A 22547-nucleotide genomic window follows, 5' to 3' on the forward strand; every position below is an offset into this window, starting at 1 on the left:
CGCCTCGGCGCGCTGAACGCGCTGCCGCAGGGCTCTCCCAAGCCTCCGGCCAAGCGCACCTGACGGAACATAATCGATCCGATTATGATGACAAAGGCCGAAAGCGCCTGTGGGATTTGTCACTGAAAGGCAGGCCGCCTTTCAGGTGTGGCCGGACTGTGGGAAATCGCACGGGGTAGCGCTTTCGCGCAGCAGAAGGCTCAGTCGTCGCCGCAGGCTTCGCGTTCGATCTGCACGGTCGAGTGATCGATGCTGAAACGTTCGGCCAGAACCTTTTTGATGCTCTCAAGCGTCGCCTGATGATCTGCCCGCGCGGTGACCCTGGCGTGGAGCGTCAGCAGGGGACGTTCCGGGGTCAGCGACCAGGCATGGATGTGATGGACATCTTCCAGTTCAGGAACCGCTTCCATAAGGGTGCGGCGCAAGGCCGCCGGGTCGATATCCGCCGGGGTGCCTTCCAGCATGATGTGGGCCGACTCCCGTACCACGAACCAGGCAGAGCGCAGCACCAGCAGGCCGACCAGCATCGACAGCAGCGGATCGATCGGCATCCAGCCGGTCCAGAGGATGATCAGCGCGCCGACGATGGCCGCGGCGGAGCCCAGCAGGTCGCCCAGCACATGGGCCGCGGCGCCGCGCATGTTGAGGTTCTGGCGGTCGCCGCCGTGCAGGATGGCGAAGGCGGCGATGTTCACAACCAGGCCCAGGCCGGCGACGACCAGCATGGTCCAGCCCTGCACCGGCACCGGCTCGCGCAGGCGGGCGATGGCTTCGATGAAAATCCAGCCCACCACGGCGATCAGTACGCCGCCGTTGACGAAAGCAGCCAGCACCTGGCCGCGGTGATAGCCGTAGGATCGCCGGGTATCGGCCGGGCGCCTGGCGACGCGAAAGGCGAACCAAGCCAGGCCCAGGGCCGCTGCGTCGGTCAACATGTGGGCGGCGTCGGCGAGCAGCGCCAGGGAGCCTGAGATCAGGCCGCCGACCACCTCCACGCCCATGAAACCGGCGGTGAGCACGAAGGCCCAGAGCACCCTTTTTTCGTTGTTGGCGCCTTGCCCGTGGGGGCCGTGGCCGTGCGGCCCGTGATCCTGTCCGTGATGGTGCCCCATGGCTCAGACCAACTGAAAGCCGTGGGCGTAGGGATCGCGGTCGTCGATGGTGATGGTGTTGAGGCCGGTCATGCGCGCCCAGCCCTCGATGGAGGGAATGATCCCCTGGTGGTTGCCGACCTTGTTCTCGCGCTCCACCCGCCCGGTGAAGAGGCTGCCGATGATGCTCTCGTGAACGAAGCTGTCGCCGGGCTTCAGCTTCCCCTTGGCGGCAAGCTGGGCCATGCGGGCGGAGGTGCCGGTGCCGCAGGGGCTGCGGTCGATGGCCTTGTCGCCGTAGAATACGGCGTTGCGCGCATCGGCTTCGGGTTTGGTCGGTGCTCCGGTCCAGAGGATATGGCTGACGCCGCGGATGGTCGGGTCTTCGGGATGGACAATCTCCGTTGCCTCGTTGAGCGCCTGGCGCAACAGGGGCGAGAGCCGCAGAATGTCGCCGGGGGTCAGGTCGGAGAGATCTTGATAGGCAGGCTGCGGCTCGACGATGGCGTAGAAGTTGCCGCCATAGGCGATGTCGACGGTAACGCTGCCAAGCCCGGGACAGTCCACCGTCACGGCTTCTGCTGCCAGATAGGCGCCGACATTGGTCAGACGCACGCTCTCGACGAAACCGTCCTTCAGGGTGTAACGCGCCTCGACCGGCCCGGCCGGGGTGTCCAGCATCAACCGGCCCGACTCGCGCGGCTGCACCAGGCCGCGCTCGATAGCGAAGGTCACCGTGCCGATGGTGCCGTGGCCGCACATCGGCAGGCAGCCGCTGGTTTCGATATAGAGCACCCCGACGTCGCAGTCCTCGCGGGTCGCGGGATAGAGAATGGCGCCGGACATCATGTCGTGGCCGCGTGGCTCGAACATCAGGCCGGTGCGGATCCAGTCGTAGCGGGCGAGGAAGTCCTGGCGTCGCGCGCTCATGGAGGTGCCGTCCAGGGCCGGGCCGCCGCCGGCCACCAGGCGCACCGGGTTTCCGCAGGTGTGCCCGTCGATGCAGAAGAAGGTGTTGGGCTTTACCGCCCCCTGATCAGCGTTCATGGGCCGGAGTATCGGGCCCCCCCGGTCCTTTGGCAATGCCCCGGGGACGGCCGGGGACCGGCTGGTGCGGCGCAGTGAGAGAGGCCTTTTGCTCCGCCCCCCGGGGCGGCTATAGTCGGCCTCTTATGTCGATTGCAGCCATGGACAGTCCCGAGACCGCGGCGGGCCTTAGCCGAGCGCAGAGCGCCGAAACCGGGCTCCTGGCCGAGGATGAGCCGCGCCCTTTCGAGCTGTTCAATGCCGCAGGCCGGGCCCCGGTGCTGCTGCTCTGCGACCATGCGACCCGTTTCATTCCGCGGGCGCTGGGGGGGCTGGGCCTGGATGAAGCCTGCCTGACCCGCCACATCGCCTGGGATATCGGCATCGCCGAGGTGACGCGGCGCCTGGCCGAGCGGCTGGATGCCCCGGCCATGCTGAGCCACTTCTCGCGCCTGATCGTCGATCCCAATCGCCGGGCCGACAATCCGACCCTGATCCCGGAGATCAGCGACGGCGTCGTTGTGCCCGGCAACCGCGGCCTGACAACGGGGCAGAAAGAAGTCCGGCTTGATACCTTCTTCCGGCCCTACCACGCGGCTATTGCCGATCAGCTTGACCGGATGCTGGCGGCGGGACCGGCCGCGGCCCCGGTATTGATCTCCATGCACAGCTTCACCCCGGTGATGAAGGGCGAGGAGCGGCCCTGGGAAATCGGCATCCTCTGGAACCGCGATCCGCGGCTGCCGCGACCGCTGATGGACCGGTTGCGCGCCGAGGGTCTGACCGTGGGTGACAACCTGCCGTATTCCGGCGCCGACGAGCACGGCTATACCCAGCATACCCACGGTGACGCCCGCGGGCTCGCCAACGTGCTGATCGAGGTGCGCCAGGATTTGATCGACACCCACCACGGCGCCGCCGACTGGGCCGAACGTCTGGGCGCGGCCCTGGAGGCGGTGCTCGGCGATCCCGGCCTCTACAAAGTGGAGCACTACGGCTGATGGCGAGCGAACCTTCCTTCACGGTGGGGATCGAGGAGGAATACCTCCTGGTCGACCGGGAAACCCGTGATCTGGTGGTCGATCCGCCGGATGAGCTGATGACCCGCTGCGAACAGGAGCTGGCCGAGCGCGTCAGCCCGGAATTCATGCAGTCGCAGATCGAGGTCGGCACCAGCAAGTGCGAGACCGTGCGTGAGGCTGGTGCCGAACTGGCCGAGCTGCGCCGCTGCATTGCCCGCATTGCGGCCGACTATGGTTTGGCGCCGATTGGCGCTTCGACCCATCCCTTCGCGCAGTGGGACGCCCAGAAGCATACGCGCAAGGAACGCTACGACGAGCTGGCCCGCGATATGCAGGCGGTGGTGCGCCGCCTGTTGATCTGTGGCATGCACGTTCATGTTGGCCTGGACGATGACGAGCTGCGCATCGACCTGATGCAGCAGATCAGCTACTTCCTGCCGCACATGCTGGCTCTTTCAACCTCTTCGCCGTTCTGGCGTGGCGAGGTGACGGGCCTGAAGTGTTATCGCCTGTCGGTCTTCGAGGAATTGCCGCGTACCGGCCTGCCGGAAACCTTCGACAGCTTCGGCGAGTACCAGCGCCATCTCGATGTGATGATTTCCGCCGGCCTGATCGAAGACGGTACCAAGATCTGGTGGGATGTAAGACCCTCCGCGCGCTTCCCGACCTTGGAGATGCGGGTGGCCGACGTTTGCACCCATCTGCAGGACGGCATCACGATTGCCGCGCTCTATGTCAGCCTGATGCGGATGCTCTACACCCTGAAGCGTAACAATCAGCGTTGGCGCAAGTACTCCAGCATGTTGATTCAGGAGAATCGCTGGCGCGCTCAACGTTATGGCTTCGACGAGGGACTGGTCGATTTCGGCAGAGGTGAGGTGATGCCCTTCTGCGGCCTGCTGGACGAGATCATCGGCCTGGTGTCCGAGCACGCCTCGGCGCTGGACTGCCTGGCCGAGGTGGAGCATGCCCGCGAGATCGTGAAGCGCGGTACCTCGGCCCATCGCCAGATCGCGATCTACGAGGCCGCCTTGGCGGCCGGCGCCGGCAAGCACGAGGCCTTGGTTCAGGTGGTTGACTTCCTGATCGAGGAGACGGTTCCGGCGGAGCAGCGTTGATTGCCAGGAAGTTGGAAAAAGCCTCCTGGCACCCCAAATCCTAGAGAGACTAAAGACCCCAAGGCCCGGGAGAGGCAAGATGGACGACAAAACCCAAACCGAGCTGGAGGCCGCGGCCTTCCGCACCCTGGTATCCCACCTGCGTGAGCGCACGGACGTACAGAACATTGATTTGATGAACCTGGCCGGCTTCTGCCGCAACTGCCTGTCAAAGTGGTATCGCGCAGCGGCGGAGGAAAAGGGCATCGATATGGACTACGACGCGGCCCGTGAACTGGTTTATGGCATGCCTTATGCCGACTGGAAGGCCAAGTATCAGACCGAAGCGACGGCGGAGCAGAAGGCAGCCTTCGAGGTCAGCCACAAGCACGACTGAGGCTTTGCGGCCTGGGTCGCCGCCGGCACCGCGCTGGTGCCGAACAAATCAGGCCAGGCGACGTTTCCCCCGTTTTCCACAGCTTTGCGGCGTTGTCACGCCGGGGCGCGAGGTCTAGGCTGCGCGCCTTCCATCAAGGCTGATTCGAGCAGTTTCCAAGGAGTAAGTTTATGGCTGATGTCGGTGGCGTCGGGGCGGACCGCCTGCGGTCGTTTATTGAGCGTATCGAGCGTCTTGAAGAGGAAAAGGCGGCCCTGACGGCGGACATCCGCGAGGTCTTTGCCGAGGCCAAGGGCGAGGGCTTCGACACCAAGGTGATGCGCCAGGTGATCCGGCTGCGCAAAATGGAATCCGGCGACCGCCAGGAGCAGGAAGCGATCCTCGATCTCTACAAGCAAGCCCTGGGGATGATCGGCTAGCTCTCCCTTCGAGCAGACTCTTGTCTGATGGAGTCGCCGGGGCGGTCCACCGATCCGGCGCTGCTCCAGCGTCTGTCAGGGCTTGCCTTGGCCGAACTTACCTCTGGTGACCCGGTCGGGCGGCAAGTCCTTTCGTTTCCCGCAGCCAGCGACAGAGGAAATCGAAACCACGAGTGAGCCGTAGAGGAAGGTCCGGAGTAAACGTCGACGCTCACGCGAATCCGTGCTCTTGGCAGTGGGTATGCGACGGATCATGGCAGATGTTTCCTTTCGCGCTGGGAGCTGAAACGCCGACACGACCTGGGCCATTGGCAAGGCTGGCAGCGCGGCCTGGGGCGCCTTCAAGCGTTATCGCCTCAGTCGTCGTGGCGCAGCCGTGAAGAACCTGTCCCATAGTGCATCCTTCCATTCCCCAGAAAACAATGCACCATCAAATGCCGGGACTAAACACCTAGAGCAGGAAAACATCCTCGATGGCTGCAAGCAGGCCCTGGGATTGACAGGCTGGCGGGGAGCGGTCGCCTTTTACCGTGGCGGCATGGTCAGAACAGGCCCGCCAAAACAGTCAGGGTCAAAAACACTCAGGATCAAAGCAGTTTTGAGGCTGCCGACCGGGCCATTTGCTCGGCGCTGGCTTTATCGACCTGCTGCTTCACGTAGTCCTCGAACTCTCTCATCAGCGCTTGTTTTTCCTCCGGCGGCAGCGCCTCGAACTCTTCCTGCGTCATGCCTTTTGAGTTCAGGAAGGCTTCGAAGTAGCGCTCCTCCGGGGTCTTGGCCATGTACTCCAGGAAGGCCCTGACGGCGTCGCTCTTGCCGTCTTCAACCGCCTCTGCCTCGCCGTCGGCGATTGCGGCCGCATCGGCAGCCTTCGCGTCGTCGGCGTCGAGTTCCTGGGCAATATGCTGGGCGCGGAACTGAGACTCGATCTGCTTTGTTTTTTGCAGGCGCAGATACAGCGGATCTTTATGCATCGCCATCTGATCGACGGCGATGTCGGGTTCGGGCAGATTGTTGAAAGTCGGCTGTGTGAGGGCGGTGGGGGCCATCACCACCTTGCCGCCCAGGGCCTCGGCAATGATTTCCGCGCGCTTCTGCGCCAGGGCCGGGCCGACCTGGCCGTTGACCATGCCGGGCAGCTTGCCCGAAAGCTTCGCGCCCAGGCTGTTCGACATCTGAGTCCAGCCATGGTTGTCGATCCGGGCGACGACCTTGCCGTTTACCTCGACGGTGGCGTAGGGCTGGTAGGCCGGATGGTTGGCGGTATCGGGCTGCGTCTGGTAGCTGACACTAAGCCGCTTCTCCATATCATCGATGAATTTTCGGTATTCTTCACCGGTAAGCTCCCTGATACCGCCGCTTTTAAGCTTGCTCGTATCGATCTGCCGCGCATCGGCGACGGGAACTCCGGTTGAAATGGACGTCATGGCCTGGCCTTTCGCTTTTTCTGAGTTGAATTGCAACCCGAACGACAAAATCCATGCAATCAATACGCCAAAATCATGCTTAATCGGCCTTCACCATTTACCTGGCGGAGTTGTCGCCTTTCCAGTCCGGTGGGCGCTGCCCGACGGCACGGCACCAAGCTGAAATCCCTTTTTGGGTCGGCAGAACCTGCCGGGATCTCCAAAGGGCGTCGGCAGTATTGCCGCCATTGACGCTGTTGGTTCCGAGGGCGGATACTTCCCCGGAAGCATGTACTGAGAAGGATCGTAAAAGAGATGCTGCGCAGACATCACGATATGGGGGGGCTTGAGGCTGGGCCGGTCGATCCCTTCGGCCCCGGTGCCGAGCACGACTACGCGCCCTGGGAAAAGAAAGTCGACGCCATCCTGCGTCTGGTCAGCGACAAGAAGCGTCAGATCATGACCGTGGACGAGCTGCGCCGCGGCATCGAGGAACTGGGCCCCGGCGTCTACGACGAACTCAGCTACTACGAGCGCTGGATCGCCTCGGTCACCAACAACCTGATCGAAAAGGGCGTCATCGATATCGATGAGCTTGGCCGCCGCATGACCGCGATCACCGAGGCCTGGCCCGCCGGCGGCGTCACCGAAGCCGAGCCCAAAGTCGTGCCCGAGACCGATGGGCAGGGCGCATGAGCGCGCGTTTCGATATCGGCGCCCGGGTTTCGGTGCGTGCGTCCTTTCCGCCGGGCCATGTGCGTACGCCGTTTTTCATCCGTGGCAAGACCGGCGTGGTGACGGAGATCCTCGGCCCCTATCGCAATCCGGAAGAACTGGCCTATGGCCGCAGTGGGGAGCCGGCGATGCCGCTCTACCGCGTGAGCTTTCACACCGCCGACCTTTGGCAGGATTACGACGGCGGCACAAAGGACAGCACGGTGGTCGACGTTTATGAAAACTGGCTCGACGAAGCTGCCGGAGAAGCCAGGGGAGAGACTAGCTGATGGCCGAGGACCATACCCACGATCACCCGCACGACCATTCCCAGTTCCAGCCGGATCTGGAGGACAAGCCGCTCACCCACTATCAGGCGATGACCGAGGCGGTGGGCGAACTGCTGATCGAAAAGGGCGTGATCAGTGGTGACGAGCTGCGCGCCATGCTGGAGCTGATCGACGCCAAGAGCCCGGCCGCCGGCGCCAAGATGGTGGCGCGTGCCTGGGTCGATTCCGCCTTCAAGGCCCGTATGATGGACGACGTGCTGGCGGCGGCGGAAGAACTGGGCATCGATGCCGGCGGCATTCCGATCCTTGCGGTGGAGAACACACCCGAAGTGCACAACGTCATCGTCTGTACGCTGTGTTCCTGCTATCCGCGCCAGCTTATCGGCCTGCCGCCCGATTGGTACAAGGCGCGCAGCTATCGCAGCCGCACCGTGTGCGAACCGCGCAAAGTGCTGGCCGAATTCGGCACCGTCATTCCTGACGACGTGGAGGTCCGGGTGCACGATTCCACCGCCGACCTGCGCTACATGGTGATCCCGCAGCGCCCCGCCGGCAGCGAGGGCCTGGACGAAGCGGCCCTGGCCGACCTCGTCACCCGCGACTGCATGATCGGTGTGACCCTGGCGAAAGCGGTGGGGTAGGGGCGGCTTTTAACCCGCCCGGTTTCTGCTAGCTCTCCGCGCGGGCTTCGCGGAAGGAGATCAGGCGGCGTGTGGTCTCGCACCAGAGGGTGAGGCGCACGCAGCTGAGGCTTTGCCAGAGGGTCAGCCGGCCCACGCTTTTCAGGTCGGGATGGTCGCGCATCACCCGCGGTAGGCGGTAGTAGGGAATGCGGCTGCAGAGGTGATGCAGGTGATGCATTCCGATATTGGCGGTGAGCCAGCGCAGCGGGTGCGGCAGGTCGTAATGCGAACTGCCGTGCAGGGCGGCTTCGTGCAGGTCCCACTCCGGATCTTCGGCCCAGAAGGTTCCCTCGAACTGATGCTGCACGTAGAACAGCCAGACGCCGATTGAGGCGGCGAGCAGGGTGATCGGCAACTGCACCAGCAGGAAGGGTCCGAAGCCGATGAACCAGATCACCGTGGCGATCACGGCGGCGCTGGCCAGATTGGTCGCCATGGCGTTGAACCAGGCCTGGCGCCGGTTGCGGGTCACGATATGCGGCAGGCGGTGCTGCAGCACGAAGATGTAAGCCGGCCCGATGCCGAACATCACGATGGGATGCCGGTAGAGGCGGTAGCGCAGGCGGCCCCAATAGGTCAGGGCCTGATACTCGCGTACCGTCAGGGTGTCGATGTCGCCGACCCCGCGGCGGTCCAGATTGCCGGTGCTGGCGTGGTGGACGGCGTGCGCTTGGCGCCAGCCGTCATAGGGCGTCAGCGTCAGCACGCTGATGGCCCGGCCGACCCAGTCGTTCGCCAGCCGGCTGCGGAAGAAGGCGCCGTGGCCGCAGTCGTGTTGAATCATGAACAGCCGGACGAGGAAGACCGCCGCCAGGACGGCGGGGAAAATCGCCAGGGGCCAGTAGCCGTAGTGGATGGCCGCCCAGGAGAGCAGCCAGAGGCCGGTGAAGGGGAGGACCGTCACCGCGATCTCGAAGATGCTGCGGCTATGGTTGGGGTCGCGGTAACCGGCCAGGGTCTGTGCCCACTGCTTTGGGCCGGCGGATGCGGGTGGCGAAGCGGTTGTCTTTGTTTTCACAGTCTCGTCTACGGCTAGTGCTGCGTTGATCGGTTTCTGACGGCTTTTACTTTTTAGCCTGCATCGTCTGCGCTGTATATGACGGTTGGTTGATTTCTCCGTTTCGAAATCACGTCAACCGTTCTTGCGCGCGACACAGACTGTCAGGGTCCGACATTAAGGTGAAAATAACGATAATTCCCACCCGCTAAGTGAAAAGCCGCCGCTTGTTGCAAGCGGCGGCCCTCCATACTCGCGATACAGTCTTGCGACCGCAGCCCGTCAGGCTACTTCGATCGTGCTGACGGCAAGTTTGCCACTGCGCGGATCGTTCTCGGTGTCGAACTTCACCTTCTGGCCTTCCTGAAGGCCATGAATGCCGGCGCGCTCAAGCGCGGTGGCGTGGACGAAAACGTCCTTCTGGCCGTCGTCCGGCTGGATGAAGCCGAAGCCCCGATGGTCGTTGTAGAACTTTACGGTGCCCGCAATCATGGAAAATTCCTTTCACTAACGGTTTGCACTAGGGTTGGCGCACGAGGTTTCGCGGCCAATTTCCCGGTTCGTTGACTTGGAGAGAGAGTCTGAAGCGTGCACACCCGTCAGTGACGTGGTGAAGCGGCCCAATCTTCCGGCCAATATCAATACCAGACACATAGCTATGAAACGCGGTAATTGCAAGGCGGCAGGCGCCGGCCCGGTTCCCGGCGCATTATGGCCGCATACCTCACTCCGTCGCTACGGCGGCGTTGTCGAGATCGTTCGCGCGGCGAAAGGCGTCCCGCGCGGTGAGGCGCGCCACGTAGTCGGCAAAGCCCGGGCGCTCCTCCATGGTGCCGAACTGCAGGCCCCAGTTGACCTGCGATCCCAGGTAGAGGTCGGCGGCGGTAAAGCTCTCCCCGGCGATGTAACCGCCGCCGGCAAGCGCTTTTTCCAGGGTGTCCATGACCGTGCCGAAGTTGCCGTAGCCAACCATAGCCTGCTTGTCGTCTTCCGGGTCGAAGCCCAGTGCATGATTGAGGACCGCCGATTCAACCGGCCCGGCGGCGAAGAACAACCAGCGGTAATAGCTGCCGCGCCTGCCCGGCGGCGGCGCCAATCCCGCTTCGGGGAAGGCGTCGGCAAGATAGGCGCAGATCGCGGCGCATTCGGTGATCACGGTGTCGCCGTGGCGAACCGCCGGTACCTTGCCCATGGGGTTGATTGCCAGATAGTCCGGGCCCTTCATTGCCGGCCCATAGTCGACGATCTCGGTCCTGTAGGGTGTGCCGACCTCTTCCAGCATCCAGCGGACGATGCGGCCGCGGGAGCGGGGGTTGGTGTAGAAGACGAGTTCGTCGGGCATCGCAGTTCTCCGTTGCGGTTATACCGGGACCTTAGCCCAGCAGAAACCGCCGATCATCTGCAGAATCGGCCTGTTTTTCCCGAACTTGACGTTCAGGCCATCTGGCCGTTCGATCTATAGCATTACCTCTTCCGTTCCCTGCCGTCCCCGCCCGGATCTTGATAATCTGACTACGGGAGATGCGCGCTACCGCAGGCCCGCTTGTTCGGGCGACGCGGAGCACAAGACACGAAGGGGGGAAGACATGGCTGTTTCAGTCTATTTCGCGACCAATCGCAAGGTGACCGGCGGCGCAGATCCGCAGATCGGTGAGGATTTTCATCCGAACCTCGACGAACTGCGCTTCGGCAAGGTCACTTTCACCGGCAAGGATCTCTACAAAAAAGACCTCGCCGCCTTCATCGGCAGCGGAAAGATCACGCTGGCGCCGGAAAAGCTCGACAAGGAAGATGCCGACAGGTCCAGGCTCGGCAGCAAAGCGATCTTCGATGAGGTACGCGCTGAGATGCTGAAGAAGGGCGATGCCCTCATCTTCGTGCATGGCTATGACCACGAATTCCGCGAGGCCGCCGGGCGTGCCGTGCAGTTGCAGCAGTGGCTGGCTGCCGGCGGGAAGGACATGGCGATGCTGTTCTTCACCTGGCCGTCGGCCGGGGCCGGGGTGTCGCGGCGTACCTACGCCGACGACCGCAAGCGTGCCGAGTGTTCCGGCCTGGCGTTGGGCCGCGCGGTCCTGAAGGCGACCGACTTCATCCGCAATACCCAGCGCGATGCGCGCTGCGACGGCCGCATCCACCTGCTTTGTCATTCGATGGGCAACTGGGCGATGCGCGGCGCGGTGCAGGGCATGCGCACCTTCGTGGGCAATAACATCCCGCCGCTCTTCGACGAGGTGATCCTGACTGCCGCGGATGAAGACGATGATACACTGGAGGCCAAGCACAAGGTGGCCCCGCTGCTGCGCGGCTGCCGGCGTCTGACGGTCTACTACAATCACCAGGACGCAGCCCTGAAGGCCAGCGACTATGCGATGGGCAATCCCGACCGCCTGGGCCGCAGCGGGCCGCGCAGTGCGGCCGGGCTGCCGGGCAAGGTCGCGGTCGTCAATGTCGCACCCAAAGTCATCTGGGAAGCCAAGGGCGCCAACGCCTGGACCGCCGATCCCACCGGGCATCAGTACTTCCGCAACAACCCGCGGGTTCGCCAAGACATGATCGACGTCTTGAACGGCAAGCTCGACGAGGATCTCGCCGGCGAAAAGCGGCGGCGCAAGAATGACGTCGGCGACTACTGGCGGCTGGAATAGGAAAACAACAACCCCTCACCCCGACCCTCTCCCGCAAGGGGAGAGGGGGATTCTTATGTGCCGCCTTCGGTTCCCTCTCCCCTTGTGGGAGAGGGAGGGGGCCGCGCAGCGGGAGGGTGAGGGGGAAATCAGCGTCCCGCGCTGCGGGAGGGTGAGGGGGCTTGGTTGCTACTCTGCTGCGGTCTGGCGCCTTGCCGGGTCGCGGAAGGCGGCCAGCAGGTCGGCTTCGCAGGCCTTGGCGGTCTTCACATGGGCTTCCTTCACGTGGCCGTAGCCGCGGATCTTTTCGGGGATCGAGGCAATCTCTAACGCCAGGGCATGATTGTCGGCCGACAGGTTCGCGGCGACGTCATCCATGACCGTCTCATAGCTGCGGATGAGGGCTTGCTCCATTCTGCGTTCGGCGCTGTAGCCGAAGATGTCGAAGGCGGTACCGCGCAGGCCCTTCAGCTTGGACAGCACGCGGAAGGCCGGCAGCATCCAGGCGCCGAATTCCTGCTTCTGAAGCTCCCCGTTGTCGGGGTTGCGCTTGGCGATGAGGGGCGGGGCGAGGTGGAAGGAAAGCTTGAAGTTGCCCTCGAACTGCTCGGTCAGTTTCTGGGTGAACTCCGGCCCGCTGTAAAGCCGTGCCACTTCATATTCGTCTTTCACCGCCAACAGTTTGAAGTAGTAGCGGGCAACGGCTTCGGCGAGGCCTGAGAAACCCGGTGCCTTCTCCGCTTCGGCCTGACGCAGGCGCGCGACCAGTTTCTCGTAGCGCGCCGCATAGGCGGCGTTCTGATAGCCGGTCAGGAAGTCTTTGCGGCGGGCGACAAGCTCATCCAGGTCTTGCGACAGGTGATGGCTCTGCGGCTCCGCCTTGGGCGCCACGGTCCTTTCGACTGCCGCCAGGTCATGGGCGCCGCGCCGTCCCCAGCGAAAGGCGCGCTTGTTCGCCTCTACCGCGACGCCGTTCAGCTCGATGGCCTTGTGGATGGCCGCCTCGCTCAGGGGGACCAGGCCCTTCTGCCAGGCATAGCCGAGCATGAAGAGGTTGGTGGCGATGGAATCGCCCAGCAGTGCGGTGGCGATGCGGGTGGCATCGATGAAATCCGCCTGTCCGGGGCCGCTGGCCTCGGCAATCAGGCGCTGCAGCTCGCTACCGGGAAAGGCCAGGTCGGGGTTGCGGGTGAACTCCCCGGTCATCACCTGGTGACTGTTGATGACGGATCGGGTTTCGCCTTGGGCAATCTTGGACAAGGCATCGAAGCCGCTGGCCACCACGAGGTCGCAACCCAGAATCAGTTTGGCGCCGCCGGCGGAGATTCGCACGGCGTGAATATCCTCAGGCTTTGGCGCGAGGCGGATATGGCTGACCACCGCGCCCCCCTTCTGCGCCAGACCGGCCATGTCGAGCAGGGAGCAGCCGCGCCCTTCCAGGTGTGCCGCCATGCCGAGCAGGGCACCGATGGTCACCACGCCGGTACCGCCGACGCCGGTGACCACGATGCCGTAAGGGGCATCCAGTGCCGGGACTGCGGGCTCGGGCAGGCTCTCCCAGACATCCGCCTCGGGTCCCGGTTTCTGGGCCAGCGGCTTCATCTTGCGGATGGCGCCGCCATGCACAGTGACGAAGCTGGGACAGAAGCCGTTCACGCAGGAGAAGTCCTTGTTGCAGGACGACTGGTCGATGGCGCGCTTGCGCCCGAACTCGGTTTCCACCGGCACCACGGAAACGCAGTTGGATTTCACCGAGCAGTCGCCGCAGCCTTCGCAGACCAGATCGTTGATGAAGGCCCGCTTGGGCGGATCGGGGAAGAGGCCGCGCTTGCGCCGCCGGCGCTTCTCCGCCGCGCAGGTCTGGTCGTAGAGCAGCACGGTGACGCCCTCGACGTCGCGCAGGTCCTTTTGGACGGCGTCCAGGCGGTCGCGGTGTTCGATGGTCACGCCCTCGGCCCAGTTGGTGCCGATCGGATACTTCTCGGGTTGATCGGTCACCACGACGACGCGCCCCACGCCTTCGGCGGCGACCTGGCGCGTGATCATGGCGGGGTCGAGCGGGCCGTCAACGGACTGGCCGCCGGTCATGGCGACAGCGTCGTTGTAGAGGATCTTGTAGGTGATGTTGACCCCGGCGCCGACGGCCGCGCGGATCGCCATAATGCCGGAGTGGAAATAAGTGCCGTCGCCCAGGTTGACGAAGACGTGTTTGGTCTTGGAGAAGGGCGCCTGGCCGACCCAGGCCACGCCTTCGCCGCCCATCTGGCTGAAGGTGTCGGTCTTGCGGTCCATCCACTGCACCATGTAATGGCAGCCGATTCCGGCCAGGGCGCGGCTGCCCTCCGGCACCTTGGTGGAGGAGTTGTGCGGACAGCCGGAGCAGAAGTAGGGCACCCGGGTCATGGGCGTCTGCTCGGCCTGAAGCGCCTCTTCCTTTTCCGCCAGGAAGCGCAGGCGGCTGTCGATGTCCTCGCTGGAATAGAAGCGGGCGATGCGCTTGGCGATCGCCCGGGCAATGCGCGCCGGGGTCAACTCGCCGATGGACGGCAGAATCCAGTCGCCGTTCTCGTCGAACTTGCCGACGATGCGCGGGCGCACGTCGGCGCGCCAGTTGTAGAGCTGTTCCTTCACCTGATTTTCGATGATGGCGCGCTTTTCCTCGACCACCAGGATCTCATCCAGGCCTTCGGCGAACTGACGGATGCCTTCGCGTTCCAGCGGCCATGACATGCCGACCTTGTAGACCGCCAGGCCGATTTCCGCGGCGCGGGCCTCGTCGATGCCCAGGTCGTCGAGGGCCTGGCGCACATCCAGATAGGCTTTGCCGGCGGTTACGATGCCGAAGCGCGGCTTCTCTGCGCCCAGCACTTGCTTGTCCAGCTTGTTGGCGCGGGCGAAAGCCAGGGCGGCATAGATCTTGTGGCGGTGCAGGCGTTCCTCCTGCTCCAACGGCGTATCGGGCCAGCGCACGTGAAGGCCGCCCGGCGTGGCTTCGAAGTCCTCCGGCAGGATGATCGGGTTGCGCGCCGGATCGATCGAGACGCTGGCCGAAGAGTCGACGGTCTCGCCGATAGTCTTGAAGCCGACCCAGCAGCCGGAAAAACGGCTCATCGCCCAGCCGTAGAGGCCGAGGTCCAGGAACTCCTGCACACCGGCCGGATTGAGCACCGGGATCATCAGATCCATGAAGGTGTATTCGCACTGATGGGCGGTGGTCGAGGACTTGGCGGTGTGGTCGTCGCCGGCCAGCAGCAGCACGCCGCCGTTGCGGCTGGCGCCGGCCATGTTGCCGTGGCGCAGCACGTCGCCGGAGCGGTCGACCCCCGGTCCCTTGGCGTACCACATGGAAAACACGCCGTCGTAGTTGCTGTCGCCGAAAAGATCGCCCTGCTGGGTACCCCAGACGGCGGTTGCCGCCAGATCCTCGTTCACCCCGGCCTGGAAGTGGATGTGATGCTTTTTCAGGAACTGTTTTGCGTAGCCCATCTGCTGGTCGACGCCGCCGAGCGGCGAACCGCGATAGCCGGTCACGAAGCCCGCGGTGTTCAGGCCGGCGGCAAGATCGCGCTGCCTTTGCATCATCGGCAGGCGCACCAGCGCCTGTGTGCCGGTCAGGAAAACCTGGCCCTGTTCCAGGGCGTATTTGTCGTCGAGGGATACCGCCTGCAAAGCCATGCTTTTAGATCCTGCTTGCTGTTACGGCGCGTCAGAAACTCTCAGTTCTCATAAAAAGGTAATAGATGCTGACCTAAATAACAATTTTGCAAAGCGGAGATGAACAAAGAAAGCAAGGTTCGGGCGAATCCCAAAACCGGAATGATCATATCGTAACGCCGTTCCCGCGGCAGGCGAAAGATTTGCCAAGCGGCAGAGTCGCCGTATCGAATTTTGCTGCTGTGCAGCAATGAATGACAGCCGTTTTTCGTCGATTCAGGCTTATATTGATGGTTGCAACTTGACGGTCTAGATCTGTCAGCAACGAGATGCCGCGTGCTGCGCCGCCGGTCGACTCCATAGGGCGCCGAACGTGGCGGCAAGCGCGGACCAAACGAGAAAGGACCCCTGCCATGGCGGACCATTGGGAAAATCCGATGCAGACCGATGGCTTCGAGTTCATCGAGTTCACCTCGCCGGAGCCCGAGGCTCTGGGCCGTTTGTTCGAAACGATGGGCTTTTCGGCCATCGCCCGGCACCGTTCCAAGGCGGTGACGCTTTACCGACAGGGCGACGTGAATTTCATCCTGAATGCGGAGGGCGAGGGTTTCCCCCAGGCCTTCACCCTGCTGCACGGGCCCTCGGTCTGCGCCATCGCTTTTCGGGTGAAGGATGCGGCGGCGGCTTGCAAACGGGCCGCGGAACTCGGCGCCTGGGTGGTCGAATCCCAGGCCGGGCCGATGGAATTGAACATTCCCGCCATCAAGGGGATCGGTGATTCCCTGATCTACCTGGTCGACCGCTATGGCGACAACGGCTCGATCTACGATGTCGATTTCCAACCGATCCCGGGTGTGGACCAGCGTCCGCCGGGCGCCGGCCTGACCTACATCGATCACCTGACCCACAACGTCTATCGCGGGCGCATGAAGGAGTGGGCGGACTTTTACGAGCGACTCTTCAGCTTCCGGGAAATCCGCTACTTCGATATCGAGGGCAAGCTGACCGGCCTGAAATCCAAGGCCATGACCAGCCCCTGCGGCAAGATCCGCATCCCGATCAACGAGAGCGCCGACGACAAGTCCCAGATCGCCGAATACCTTGAAGAATACAAGGGCGAGGGCATCCAGCACATCGCCCTGGGCGCCGAGGACATCTTCTATTCCGTTGAGACCCTGGCGGCCAAGGGCGTCGAATTCCAGTCGGGCGTACCCGACACCTACTATCAGAAAGTCGACGCACGCCTGCCCGGCCACGGCGAGGATCTGGAGCGTCTGGCGGCGAACAAGATCCTGATCGACGGTGCCCCGACCGAGGACGGCGGGCGGCTGTTGCAGATCTTCACCAAGAACGTGATCGGCCCGGTTTTCTTTGAGCTGATCCAGCGCAAGGGCGATGAGGGTTTCGGAGAAGGCAACTTCCAGGCCTTGTTCGATTCCATCGAGGAGGATCAGATCCGTCGAGGGGTACTGAAGGCCGAGGGCTAGCGTCGGAAGCCGGCCCTGCCCATATGCGTGTTAAGGATTGGGTAAGGGTCTCTCCGTCAAGCTCAGGCCCAGGGTCGGTGCTTCCTTCGTGTTGATTGGAACTTCCCGTGACGGGAAGGGAGAAAGGACCATGGCAAAGTCGACCAGCTACGAATCGAAGGTCCCGGACAGCAACGGGATCATTTCTTACAGCGACGAAGAGAACGCCGTCTGGCGCGACCTCTATGCCCGCCAGAAGGCGTTGCTGCCGGGCCGGGTCTGCGATGCCTATCTGCGGGGTCTTGAGGCGCTGGAGCTGTCGGAGGACCGCGTGCCCCAGCTGAAAGACGTGAACGCCCGCCTGAACGAGATCAGCGGCTTCGGCGTCGAGCCGGTGCCGGCGCTGATCTCCCCCAAAAAGTTTTTCACCTTGTTGGCTGAGCGGAAATTTCCCGCCGCGACCTTCATTCGCCGGCGCGAGGAGTTCGACTACCTGCAGGAACCGGATGTCTTTCACGAGATCTTCGGCCACTGCCCGATGCTGACCCTGCCGACCTATGCCGACTTCCTGCAGAAGTACGGCGAGAAGGCGTTGACCCTCGACAAGTCCTACATCTGGATGATGCAGCGGCTGTTCTGGTTCACCGTGGAGTTCGGCCTGATCCGCACGGAAGAGGGGGTGCGCATCTACGGTGCCGGGATCGCTTCTTCGGCGGGTGAGGCGCCCTATTCGGTGGAAAGCGCGAAACCGGAACGCCGGCCCTTCGATGCGCTGACCGTGTTCCGCACGCCCTACCGCATCGACATCTACCAGACCGTCTACTACGTGATCGAGTCGGCCCAGCAGCTCTATGATCTCGTGACCAGCGATCTGGTGCCGATCATGGACGAGGCCAAGCGCCTGAAGTCCCTGCCGCCGACCTATCCGCCAAAGGAAGAGGCCGGCGCAGCCTGAGCCGCCCGGCCTCTGGAATCCGTTAGGACAAACGCCGCCTAGAAAATTTCGTCGATCGGCAGGTGGTAGTAGAGGGTCAGCACCTCGACGCCCGGATTGTCGTCGTCGATGCTGGCGTTGGAGGTGTGGCTGAAACCCAGCGACAGGCGGGACTGGTTTTCGAACTGATAACCGAGTTCGATCTGGCTACGGAATTCGAGCGCACTGCCCAAATCCTTGCCGTCGCCTTCCTCATAGAAGCCCGGTGCGAAACTGCCGGTCACGATGAAGTCCTCGTAGATGACCACATCGACCAGCACGCCGATGCCGCCCCAGACGGAACCCTCGGAGGTGACTTCAAGGCCGACCCAGGGCTTCAGGAAGAGGAAATCGTCGCCATGGCGGTATTCCAGGCGGAAATCCGCCGCCTGATCGTCGGTCTGTACCAGATCGAACCAACCGACACCCGCCGAAATCACGGCGGGGGTGTCGTTCAGAGTCACCTGCGCCGCAGCGCGCTCGTTGAATCCGAAAACGACAAGGCAGGACAGCGCCGCCCAGAGCGCTAAGCGTTTAATCACCTTAAGGAATCCCCCAATTCAGAACGGTGCCCGTAAATCTTGCCCCGATTTCAACAAGCTGACGGCCAGGGCAAGACCTCTTCGCCACTTATGTCACAGCTTATCGCGTTGATCCAGTATCTAGAAACAGCGAAAGCTGTTGTTCACCGGATGGCCGCAAAGACCGAAAGGTTACACCATTGACGGTTAACGCTTTTCGTAGAGCGCTTCCAGGGCAGCGCCATAAGCTTCGCGTATTTTGTGGCGGCGGATCTTCAGGGTCGGCGTCATCATGCCGTTTTCCACCGTGAAGGGCTGGGGCAGGATCGTGAAGCGCCGGATTTTCTCCAGCGGCGAGAGTTCCTTGTTCACCTTGTCGACCACCGTCGAGACCGCCGAACGGAAGTCCGGGTCTTCGGTAAGGTCCGCAAGGTTGTCCGGCTTGCCGTTTTGCGCCGCCCAGGTTGTGATGAACTCGTCGTCCGGCACCAGCGCAGCCACGAGGTTGGGCCGCTTGTCGCCGTAGACCATGGCCTGGATGATTTCCGTCTGCAGGGTCAGGATGCCCTCAACACGCGCAGGCGAAACGTTATCGCCGCCGGAGAAGACGATGATGTCCTTCTTGCGGTCGGTGATCATCAGGTAGCCGTCTTCGTCAAGCTTGCCGATATCGCCGGTGTGGAGCCAACCGTCTTTCATGACCTGGGCCGTCGCCGTTTCGTCGCGCCAGTAGCCGTTCATCACCAGTTCGCCGCGGATCAGAATCTCGCCGTCATCGGCGATCTTCACCTCGACGCCTTTGAAAGGCGGGCCGACCGTATGAAGCTTCACCTTCCAGGGCGGATTGGCGGAGACCACCGGCGCCGTCTCGGTCTGGCCGTAACCCTGGAGAATCGGCAGACCGAGGGCCGTGAAGAACAGGCCGATGTCGAAATTGAGGGCGGCGCCGCCCGACACGATGGCCTTGATCCGCCCACCGAAGCGGCCACGGATTTTGTTGCGCACCAGAATTTCGAGGAAGAAGTCCTGAAACTTGTCCAGCAGCGTCAGCTTTTCGGGCGTGAGGTAGTGCCGGCGCCCGATGTCCTCGGCCTTGGCGAAGAGTTTCGCTTTCAACCCGCCTTCTTTTTCCATGTTGCGGCGGATTTTCAGGTGCATCGACTCATAGAGCCGCGGCACGGCGGTCAGGATTGTCGGTCTGGCTTCACCCAGGTTGCGCAGCAGGTTTTCGACCCCCTCGGCATAATAGATCTCGGCGCCGATGGTGATCGGGAAGAACTGCCCCGCGGTGTGCTCGTAGGCGTGCGACAGCGGCAGGAAACAGAGGAAGACCTCTTTGCCCAGGCCGACCTTCTTCAGCAGCTCGTAGGCCCCCATGCAGTTACAGATCATTGCGCCGTGGCTCAGCATCACGCCGCGCGGCACGCCGCCGGTACCGGAAGTATAGATGATGCAGGCGGTATCGCCGCGCTTGGCCCGGGCCGCATAATCGATCACGTCGTCGGGCATGGCGCGCCCGCGTTCCATCACCGTCTGCCAGAGGTGGACCGCTTTGGGGCCGGCCTGACCCTGCTGCAGGTCCTCCATCGCCACGACCCACTGGCAGTCTCCTGAATCCATCACTGCCGGCATCAGCTTCTGTGCCAGCGCGCGCGTCGAAACGATGGCGCCGACCGCACCGCTGTTGGTGAGGATATGCAGATGGTCTGCGGGAAGGTTGGTGGTGTAGGCAGGAACGGAGATCGCCCCGGCGGCCATGATCGCCAGGTCGGCGATCAGCCATTCCGGCCTGTTCTCGGCAACCAGAACCACCCGGTCGCCGCGCTGCAGCCCAAGGTCGCGCAATCCGCGCGTCAGGTCCTTGACCTGCTCTGCGATCGCCCCCCAGGTCTGGGCCTGATAGACGCCGTCCGTCTTGGACCAGAGAAAGTTGTCGTCACGCCGCGCCGCGGCCTGTTCGAAAAACACTGCTGTAAGCGACGGCCAGGCCGTGAAGTCCATCTGCTCTCCCCCGGGGAAGTCTTGTTGCCCCTGTCGATCCCTTGCCGCTATCTTTGCGCAGCGCCCGTTTCGGGATCTGGCGGCTTTGTGACTGGTCTCCCAGTATTTGCGGTCTATATCGCAGGGGGTCAAGTTGTTGTATTGATTGCTCCCCTTTTGAGCAGTGTTTTTTGAGGTAGGGATTTGGACGCAAAACCGGTAATGGACGAAGCCCTGGGCGAACTGCCCGCCTGGGATCTCAGCGATCTCTATCCCGGACCCGATTCAGAGGCTTTGAAGCAGGATCTGGCGCAGAGCGAAGACCGCGCCGACACCTTCCGGAAGACCTATTCGGGCAAGCTGGCCACGCTTGACGGGGCGGCCTTGGGAGAGGCGATTGCCGCTTTCGAAGCGATCCAGGAGAGCCTGGGGCGGATCATGAGCTACGCCCAGCTGGTCTATTCCGGTGACATGAGCGATCCGGAGGTTTCGCGCTTCTTCCAGGGCATGCAGGAACGCTCGACGACGATCTCCAGTAATCTGCTGTTCTTTGCCCTGGAGCTGAACCGCCTCGACGACGATGTCCTGGATCAGAAGCTGGCGGCGCCGGAGCTGGCGCACTATGGCCCCTGGCTGCGCGATCTGCGTGCCATGCGGCCGCACCAGTTGTCTGACGAGGCCGAGCAGCTGCTGCACGAGAAGTATGTTGTCGGCCGCGCCGCCTGGACCCGGCTGTTCGACGAGACCATGGCCGGTCTGCGGTTTCCCTTTCGCGGCCAGTCCCTGACCTCGGCGGAGGTGGTCAACCACCTGACCGACCGTGACCCTGCTGCAAGACGGGAGTCGGCCAAGTCGCTGGGGCATGTCCTGGGCGAGAACATGCGCACTTTCTCCCTCATTACCAACACACTGGCCAAGGACAAGGAGATCGAAGACGGCTGGCGCAGCTTTGCCCGGCCGGTCACTTCGCGCAACCTGGCGAACTTTGTCGAGGATGAGGTCGTCGACGCCCTTGTCGGTTCCGTTCACCGGGCCTATCCACGTTTGTCGCACCGCTACTACGCGCTCAAGGCCAGGTGGTTCGGGGTTGAGACCCTGCCGTACTGGGATCGCAACGCGCCGCTTCCCGAAGATGACGACCGTCTGATTCCCTGGCAGGACGCGCGTCAGCTGGTGCTGAACGCCTATGCCGATTTTTCCCCGGCACTGGCGGCGATCGGTAAGCAGTTCTTCGATCAGGCCTGGATCGACGCGCCGGTACGCCCGGGCAAGGCGCCCGGTGCCTTCGCCCATCCGACCGTACCCAGCGCCCATCCCTATCTGCTGCTGAACTACCAGGGGCGGACCCGCGACGTGATGACCCTTGCCCATGAGCTGGGCCACGGCGTGCACCAGGTCCTGGCAGGCCCGCAGGGCCATTTGATGGCGGAAACGCCGCTGACTCTGGCGGAGACGGCCTCGGTCTTTGGCGAGATGCTGACCTTCCAGTCGATGCTGCGGGCGGAAAGCAAGCCGCAGCAGCGCAAGATCATGCTGGCCTCCAAGGTCGAGGACATGCTGAACACGGTGGTTCGCCAGATCGCCATGCACGAGTTCGAGACCCGTGTCCATGACGAGCGCCGCGGCAATGAACTGCTGCCGGAACGGCTCGGCGAGATCTGGCTGGAAACCCAAACCACCAGTCTGGGGCCGTCAATCGCCTTCGACGACGACTATCGGCACTTCTGGGCCTACATTCCGCACTTCATTCACGTGCCGTTCTATGTCTACGCCTATGCTTTCGGCGATTGCCTGGTGAACTCGCTCTATGCGGTCTATCAGGGGGCGGAAGCCGGGTTTGCCGAGAAGTATCTGGCGATGCTGAGCGCCGGCGGCAGCAAGCGGCACAAGGAATTGCTGGCGCCCTTCGGCCTGGACGCCTCCGACCCGGCCTTCTGGGACCGCGGGCTTTCGCTGGTAGAGAGCCTCATCGACGAGCTGGAAACCATGGATTAGCGCGTTCCGGAACCTGCAGGCTTTGTTGATGAACTGATTTGCCTCAAGGCGCCACCGGCGACTTTGCGGTTTTCTGGTCTGGTTGTTGTTCTCGGGCGATCCGCCGGGATTGCCGATGCGCACTGCCTGCCGGAGGCTGCTGTGACAACCAAACCCCGACTTTCGAAGCGCCTTAATGCTGGCGGTCCC

Annotated in this window: 20 protein-coding genes; 11 read left to right on the plus strand and 9 right to left on the minus strand. The window is 63.1% G+C overall.

Annotated elements, in window-relative coordinates; all coding sequences use genetic code 11:
* Window positions 1–200: 200 nt before the first annotated feature.
* Window positions 201–1112 (minus strand): cation diffusion facilitator family transporter, encoded by a 912-nt coding sequence (locus tag HBA54_RS10980; protein WP_167224377.1) that lies wholly within the window; start codon window positions 1110–1112, stop codon window positions 201–203.
* A gap of 3 nt (window positions 1113–1115) precedes the next feature.
* A complete protein-coding gene (locus HBA54_RS10985; RefSeq protein WP_167224379.1) occupies window positions 1116–2138 on the minus strand; it encodes a 4-hydroxyproline epimerase in 1023 nt (340 codons plus the stop codon).
* A gap of 125 nt (window positions 2139–2263) precedes the next feature.
* Here HBA54_RS10985 and HBA54_RS10990 point away from each other — a divergent pair, with 125 nt between their 5' ends.
* The 4 genes from HBA54_RS10990 to HBA54_RS11005 all read left to right on the plus strand — a co-directional run bounded on the left by HBA54_RS10990 (window position 2264) and on the right by HBA54_RS11005 (window position 5052).
* On the plus strand, window positions 2264–3118 hold the full coding sequence (locus tag HBA54_RS10990; protein ID WP_240932615.1) for an N-formylglutamate amidohydrolase: 855 nt from the start codon (window positions 2264–2266) through the stop codon (window positions 3116–3118).
* Window positions 3118–4257 carry a carboxylate-amine ligase gene (locus HBA54_RS10995; RefSeq protein WP_167224381.1) on the plus strand — a complete coding sequence of 380 codons (1140 nt, stop codon included), beginning with the start codon at window positions 3118–3120 and terminating at the stop codon, window positions 4255–4257. The genes HBA54_RS10990 and HBA54_RS10995 overlap by 1 nt, the downstream gene beginning before the upstream one ends.
* 79 nt (window positions 4258–4336) lie before the next feature.
* The gene (locus tag HBA54_RS11000) at window positions 4337–4633 is read left to right on the plus strand and encodes a DUF1244 domain-containing protein (RefSeq protein WP_167224383.1); all 297 of its coding nucleotides are present in this window, start codon (window positions 4337–4339) and stop codon (window positions 4631–4633) included.
* 170 nt (window positions 4634–4803) lie between these two features.
* On the plus strand, window positions 4804–5052 hold the full coding sequence (locus HBA54_RS11005) for a DUF2312 domain-containing protein (protein ID WP_167224385.1): 249 nt from the start codon (window positions 4804–4806) through the stop codon (window positions 5050–5052).
* Window positions 5053–5639: 587 nt separating this feature from the next.
* On the opposite strand, the gene HBA54_RS11010 is transcribed toward HBA54_RS11005, so the two are convergent.
* Window positions 5640–6479: an alpha/beta fold hydrolase gene (locus HBA54_RS11010; RefSeq protein WP_167224387.1), complete on the minus strand. Its 840-nt coding sequence runs from the start codon at window positions 6477–6479 to the stop codon at window positions 5640–5642.
* A 294-nt stretch (window positions 6480–6773) separates the two neighbouring features.
* On the opposite strand from HBA54_RS11010, the gene HBA54_RS29440 reads away from it, so the two are divergent.
* Genes HBA54_RS29440 through HBA54_RS11025 form a run of 3 tightly spaced genes read left to right on the plus strand, consistent with a single transcriptional unit; the run spans window position 6774 to window position 8103 of the window.
* Window positions 6774–7154: an SH3-like domain-containing protein gene (locus HBA54_RS29440; protein WP_205944568.1), complete on the plus strand. Its 381-nt coding sequence runs from the start codon at window positions 6774–6776 to the stop codon at window positions 7152–7154.
* Window positions 7151–7462, plus strand: a complete 312-nt coding sequence (locus tag HBA54_RS29445; RefSeq protein WP_167224389.1) for an SH3-like domain-containing protein — start codon at window positions 7151–7153, stop codon at window positions 7460–7462. Before HBA54_RS29440 ends, HBA54_RS29445 begins: the two co-directional genes overlap by 4 nt.
* Window positions 7462–8103, plus strand: a complete 642-nt coding sequence (locus HBA54_RS11025) for a nitrile hydratase subunit alpha (RefSeq protein ID WP_167224391.1) — start codon at window positions 7462–7464, stop codon at window positions 8101–8103. Before HBA54_RS29445 ends, HBA54_RS11025 begins: the two co-directional genes overlap by 1 nt.
* 28 nt (window positions 8104–8131) lie before the next feature.
* Here HBA54_RS11025 and HBA54_RS11030 read toward each other — a convergent pair whose 3' ends face one another.
* The 3 genes from HBA54_RS11030 to HBA54_RS11040 all read right to left on the minus strand — a co-directional run bounded on the left by HBA54_RS11030 (window position 8132) and on the right by HBA54_RS11040 (window position 10484).
* Window positions 8132–9163 (minus strand): fatty acid desaturase, encoded by a 1032-nt coding sequence (locus tag HBA54_RS11030; RefSeq protein ID WP_205944569.1) that lies wholly within the window; start codon window positions 9161–9163, stop codon window positions 8132–8134.
* Window positions 9164–9424: 261 nt separating this feature from the next.
* A complete protein-coding gene (locus HBA54_RS11035; protein ID WP_167224393.1) occupies window positions 9425–9634 on the minus strand; it encodes a cold-shock protein in 210 nt (69 codons plus the stop codon).
* Window positions 9635–9866: 232 nt separating this feature from the next.
* On the minus strand, window positions 9867–10484 hold the full coding sequence (locus HBA54_RS11040; protein ID WP_167224395.1) for a glutathione S-transferase family protein: 618 nt from the start codon (window positions 10482–10484) through the stop codon (window positions 9867–9869).
* A 244-nt stretch (window positions 10485–10728) separates the two neighbouring features.
* On the opposite strand from HBA54_RS11040, the gene HBA54_RS11045 reads away from it, so the two are divergent.
* Window positions 10729–11790, plus strand: a complete 1062-nt coding sequence (locus HBA54_RS11045; protein ID WP_167224396.1) for an alpha/beta hydrolase — start codon at window positions 10729–10731, stop codon at window positions 11788–11790.
* Between the two features lie 168 nt (window positions 11791–11958).
* Here HBA54_RS11045 and HBA54_RS11050 read toward each other — a convergent pair whose 3' ends face one another.
* Window positions 11959–15444, minus strand: a complete 3486-nt coding sequence (locus tag HBA54_RS11050) for an indolepyruvate ferredoxin oxidoreductase family protein (protein ID WP_167224398.1) — start codon at window positions 15442–15444, stop codon at window positions 11959–11961.
* Window positions 15445–15836: 392 nt separating this feature from the next.
* Here HBA54_RS11050 and hppD point away from each other — a divergent pair, with 392 nt between their 5' ends.
* Both hppD and phhA read left to right on the plus strand, forming a co-directional pair.
* Window positions 15837–16910, plus strand: coding sequence for a 4-hydroxyphenylpyruvate dioxygenase (hppD, locus tag HBA54_RS11055; protein ID WP_167224400.1), 1074 nt, complete (start codon window positions 15837–15839; stop codon window positions 16908–16910).
* Between the two features lie 130 nt (window positions 16911–17040).
* Window positions 17041–17844, plus strand: a complete 804-nt coding sequence (gene phhA, locus HBA54_RS11060; RefSeq protein WP_167224402.1) for a phenylalanine 4-monooxygenase — start codon at window positions 17041–17043, stop codon at window positions 17842–17844.
* Window positions 17845–17882: 38 nt separating this feature from the next.
* On the opposite strand, the gene HBA54_RS29655 is transcribed toward phhA, so the two are convergent.
* Window positions 17883–18404: an acyloxyacyl hydrolase gene (locus tag HBA54_RS29655; protein ID WP_167224404.1), complete on the minus strand. Its 522-nt coding sequence runs from the start codon at window positions 18402–18404 to the stop codon at window positions 17883–17885.
* A gap of 186 nt (window positions 18405–18590) precedes the next feature.
* Window positions 18591–20384 (minus strand): AMP-dependent synthetase/ligase, encoded by a 1794-nt coding sequence (locus HBA54_RS11070; RefSeq protein WP_167224406.1) that lies wholly within the window; start codon window positions 20382–20384, stop codon window positions 18591–18593.
* A gap of 201 nt (window positions 20385–20585) precedes the next feature.
* On the opposite strand from HBA54_RS11070, the gene HBA54_RS11075 reads away from it, so the two are divergent.
* On the plus strand, window positions 20586–22358 hold the full coding sequence (locus HBA54_RS11075) for a M3 family oligoendopeptidase (RefSeq protein WP_167224608.1): 1773 nt from the start codon (window positions 20586–20588) through the stop codon (window positions 22356–22358).
* The last annotated feature ends 189 nt before the right edge of the window (window positions 22359–22547 follow it).

Origin of the sequence: Pelagibius litoralis, from assembly GCF_011683915.1 — a bacterium.
Taxonomy (GTDB): domain Bacteria; phylum Pseudomonadota; class Alphaproteobacteria; order Kiloniellales; family Kiloniellaceae; genus Pelagibius; species Pelagibius litoralis.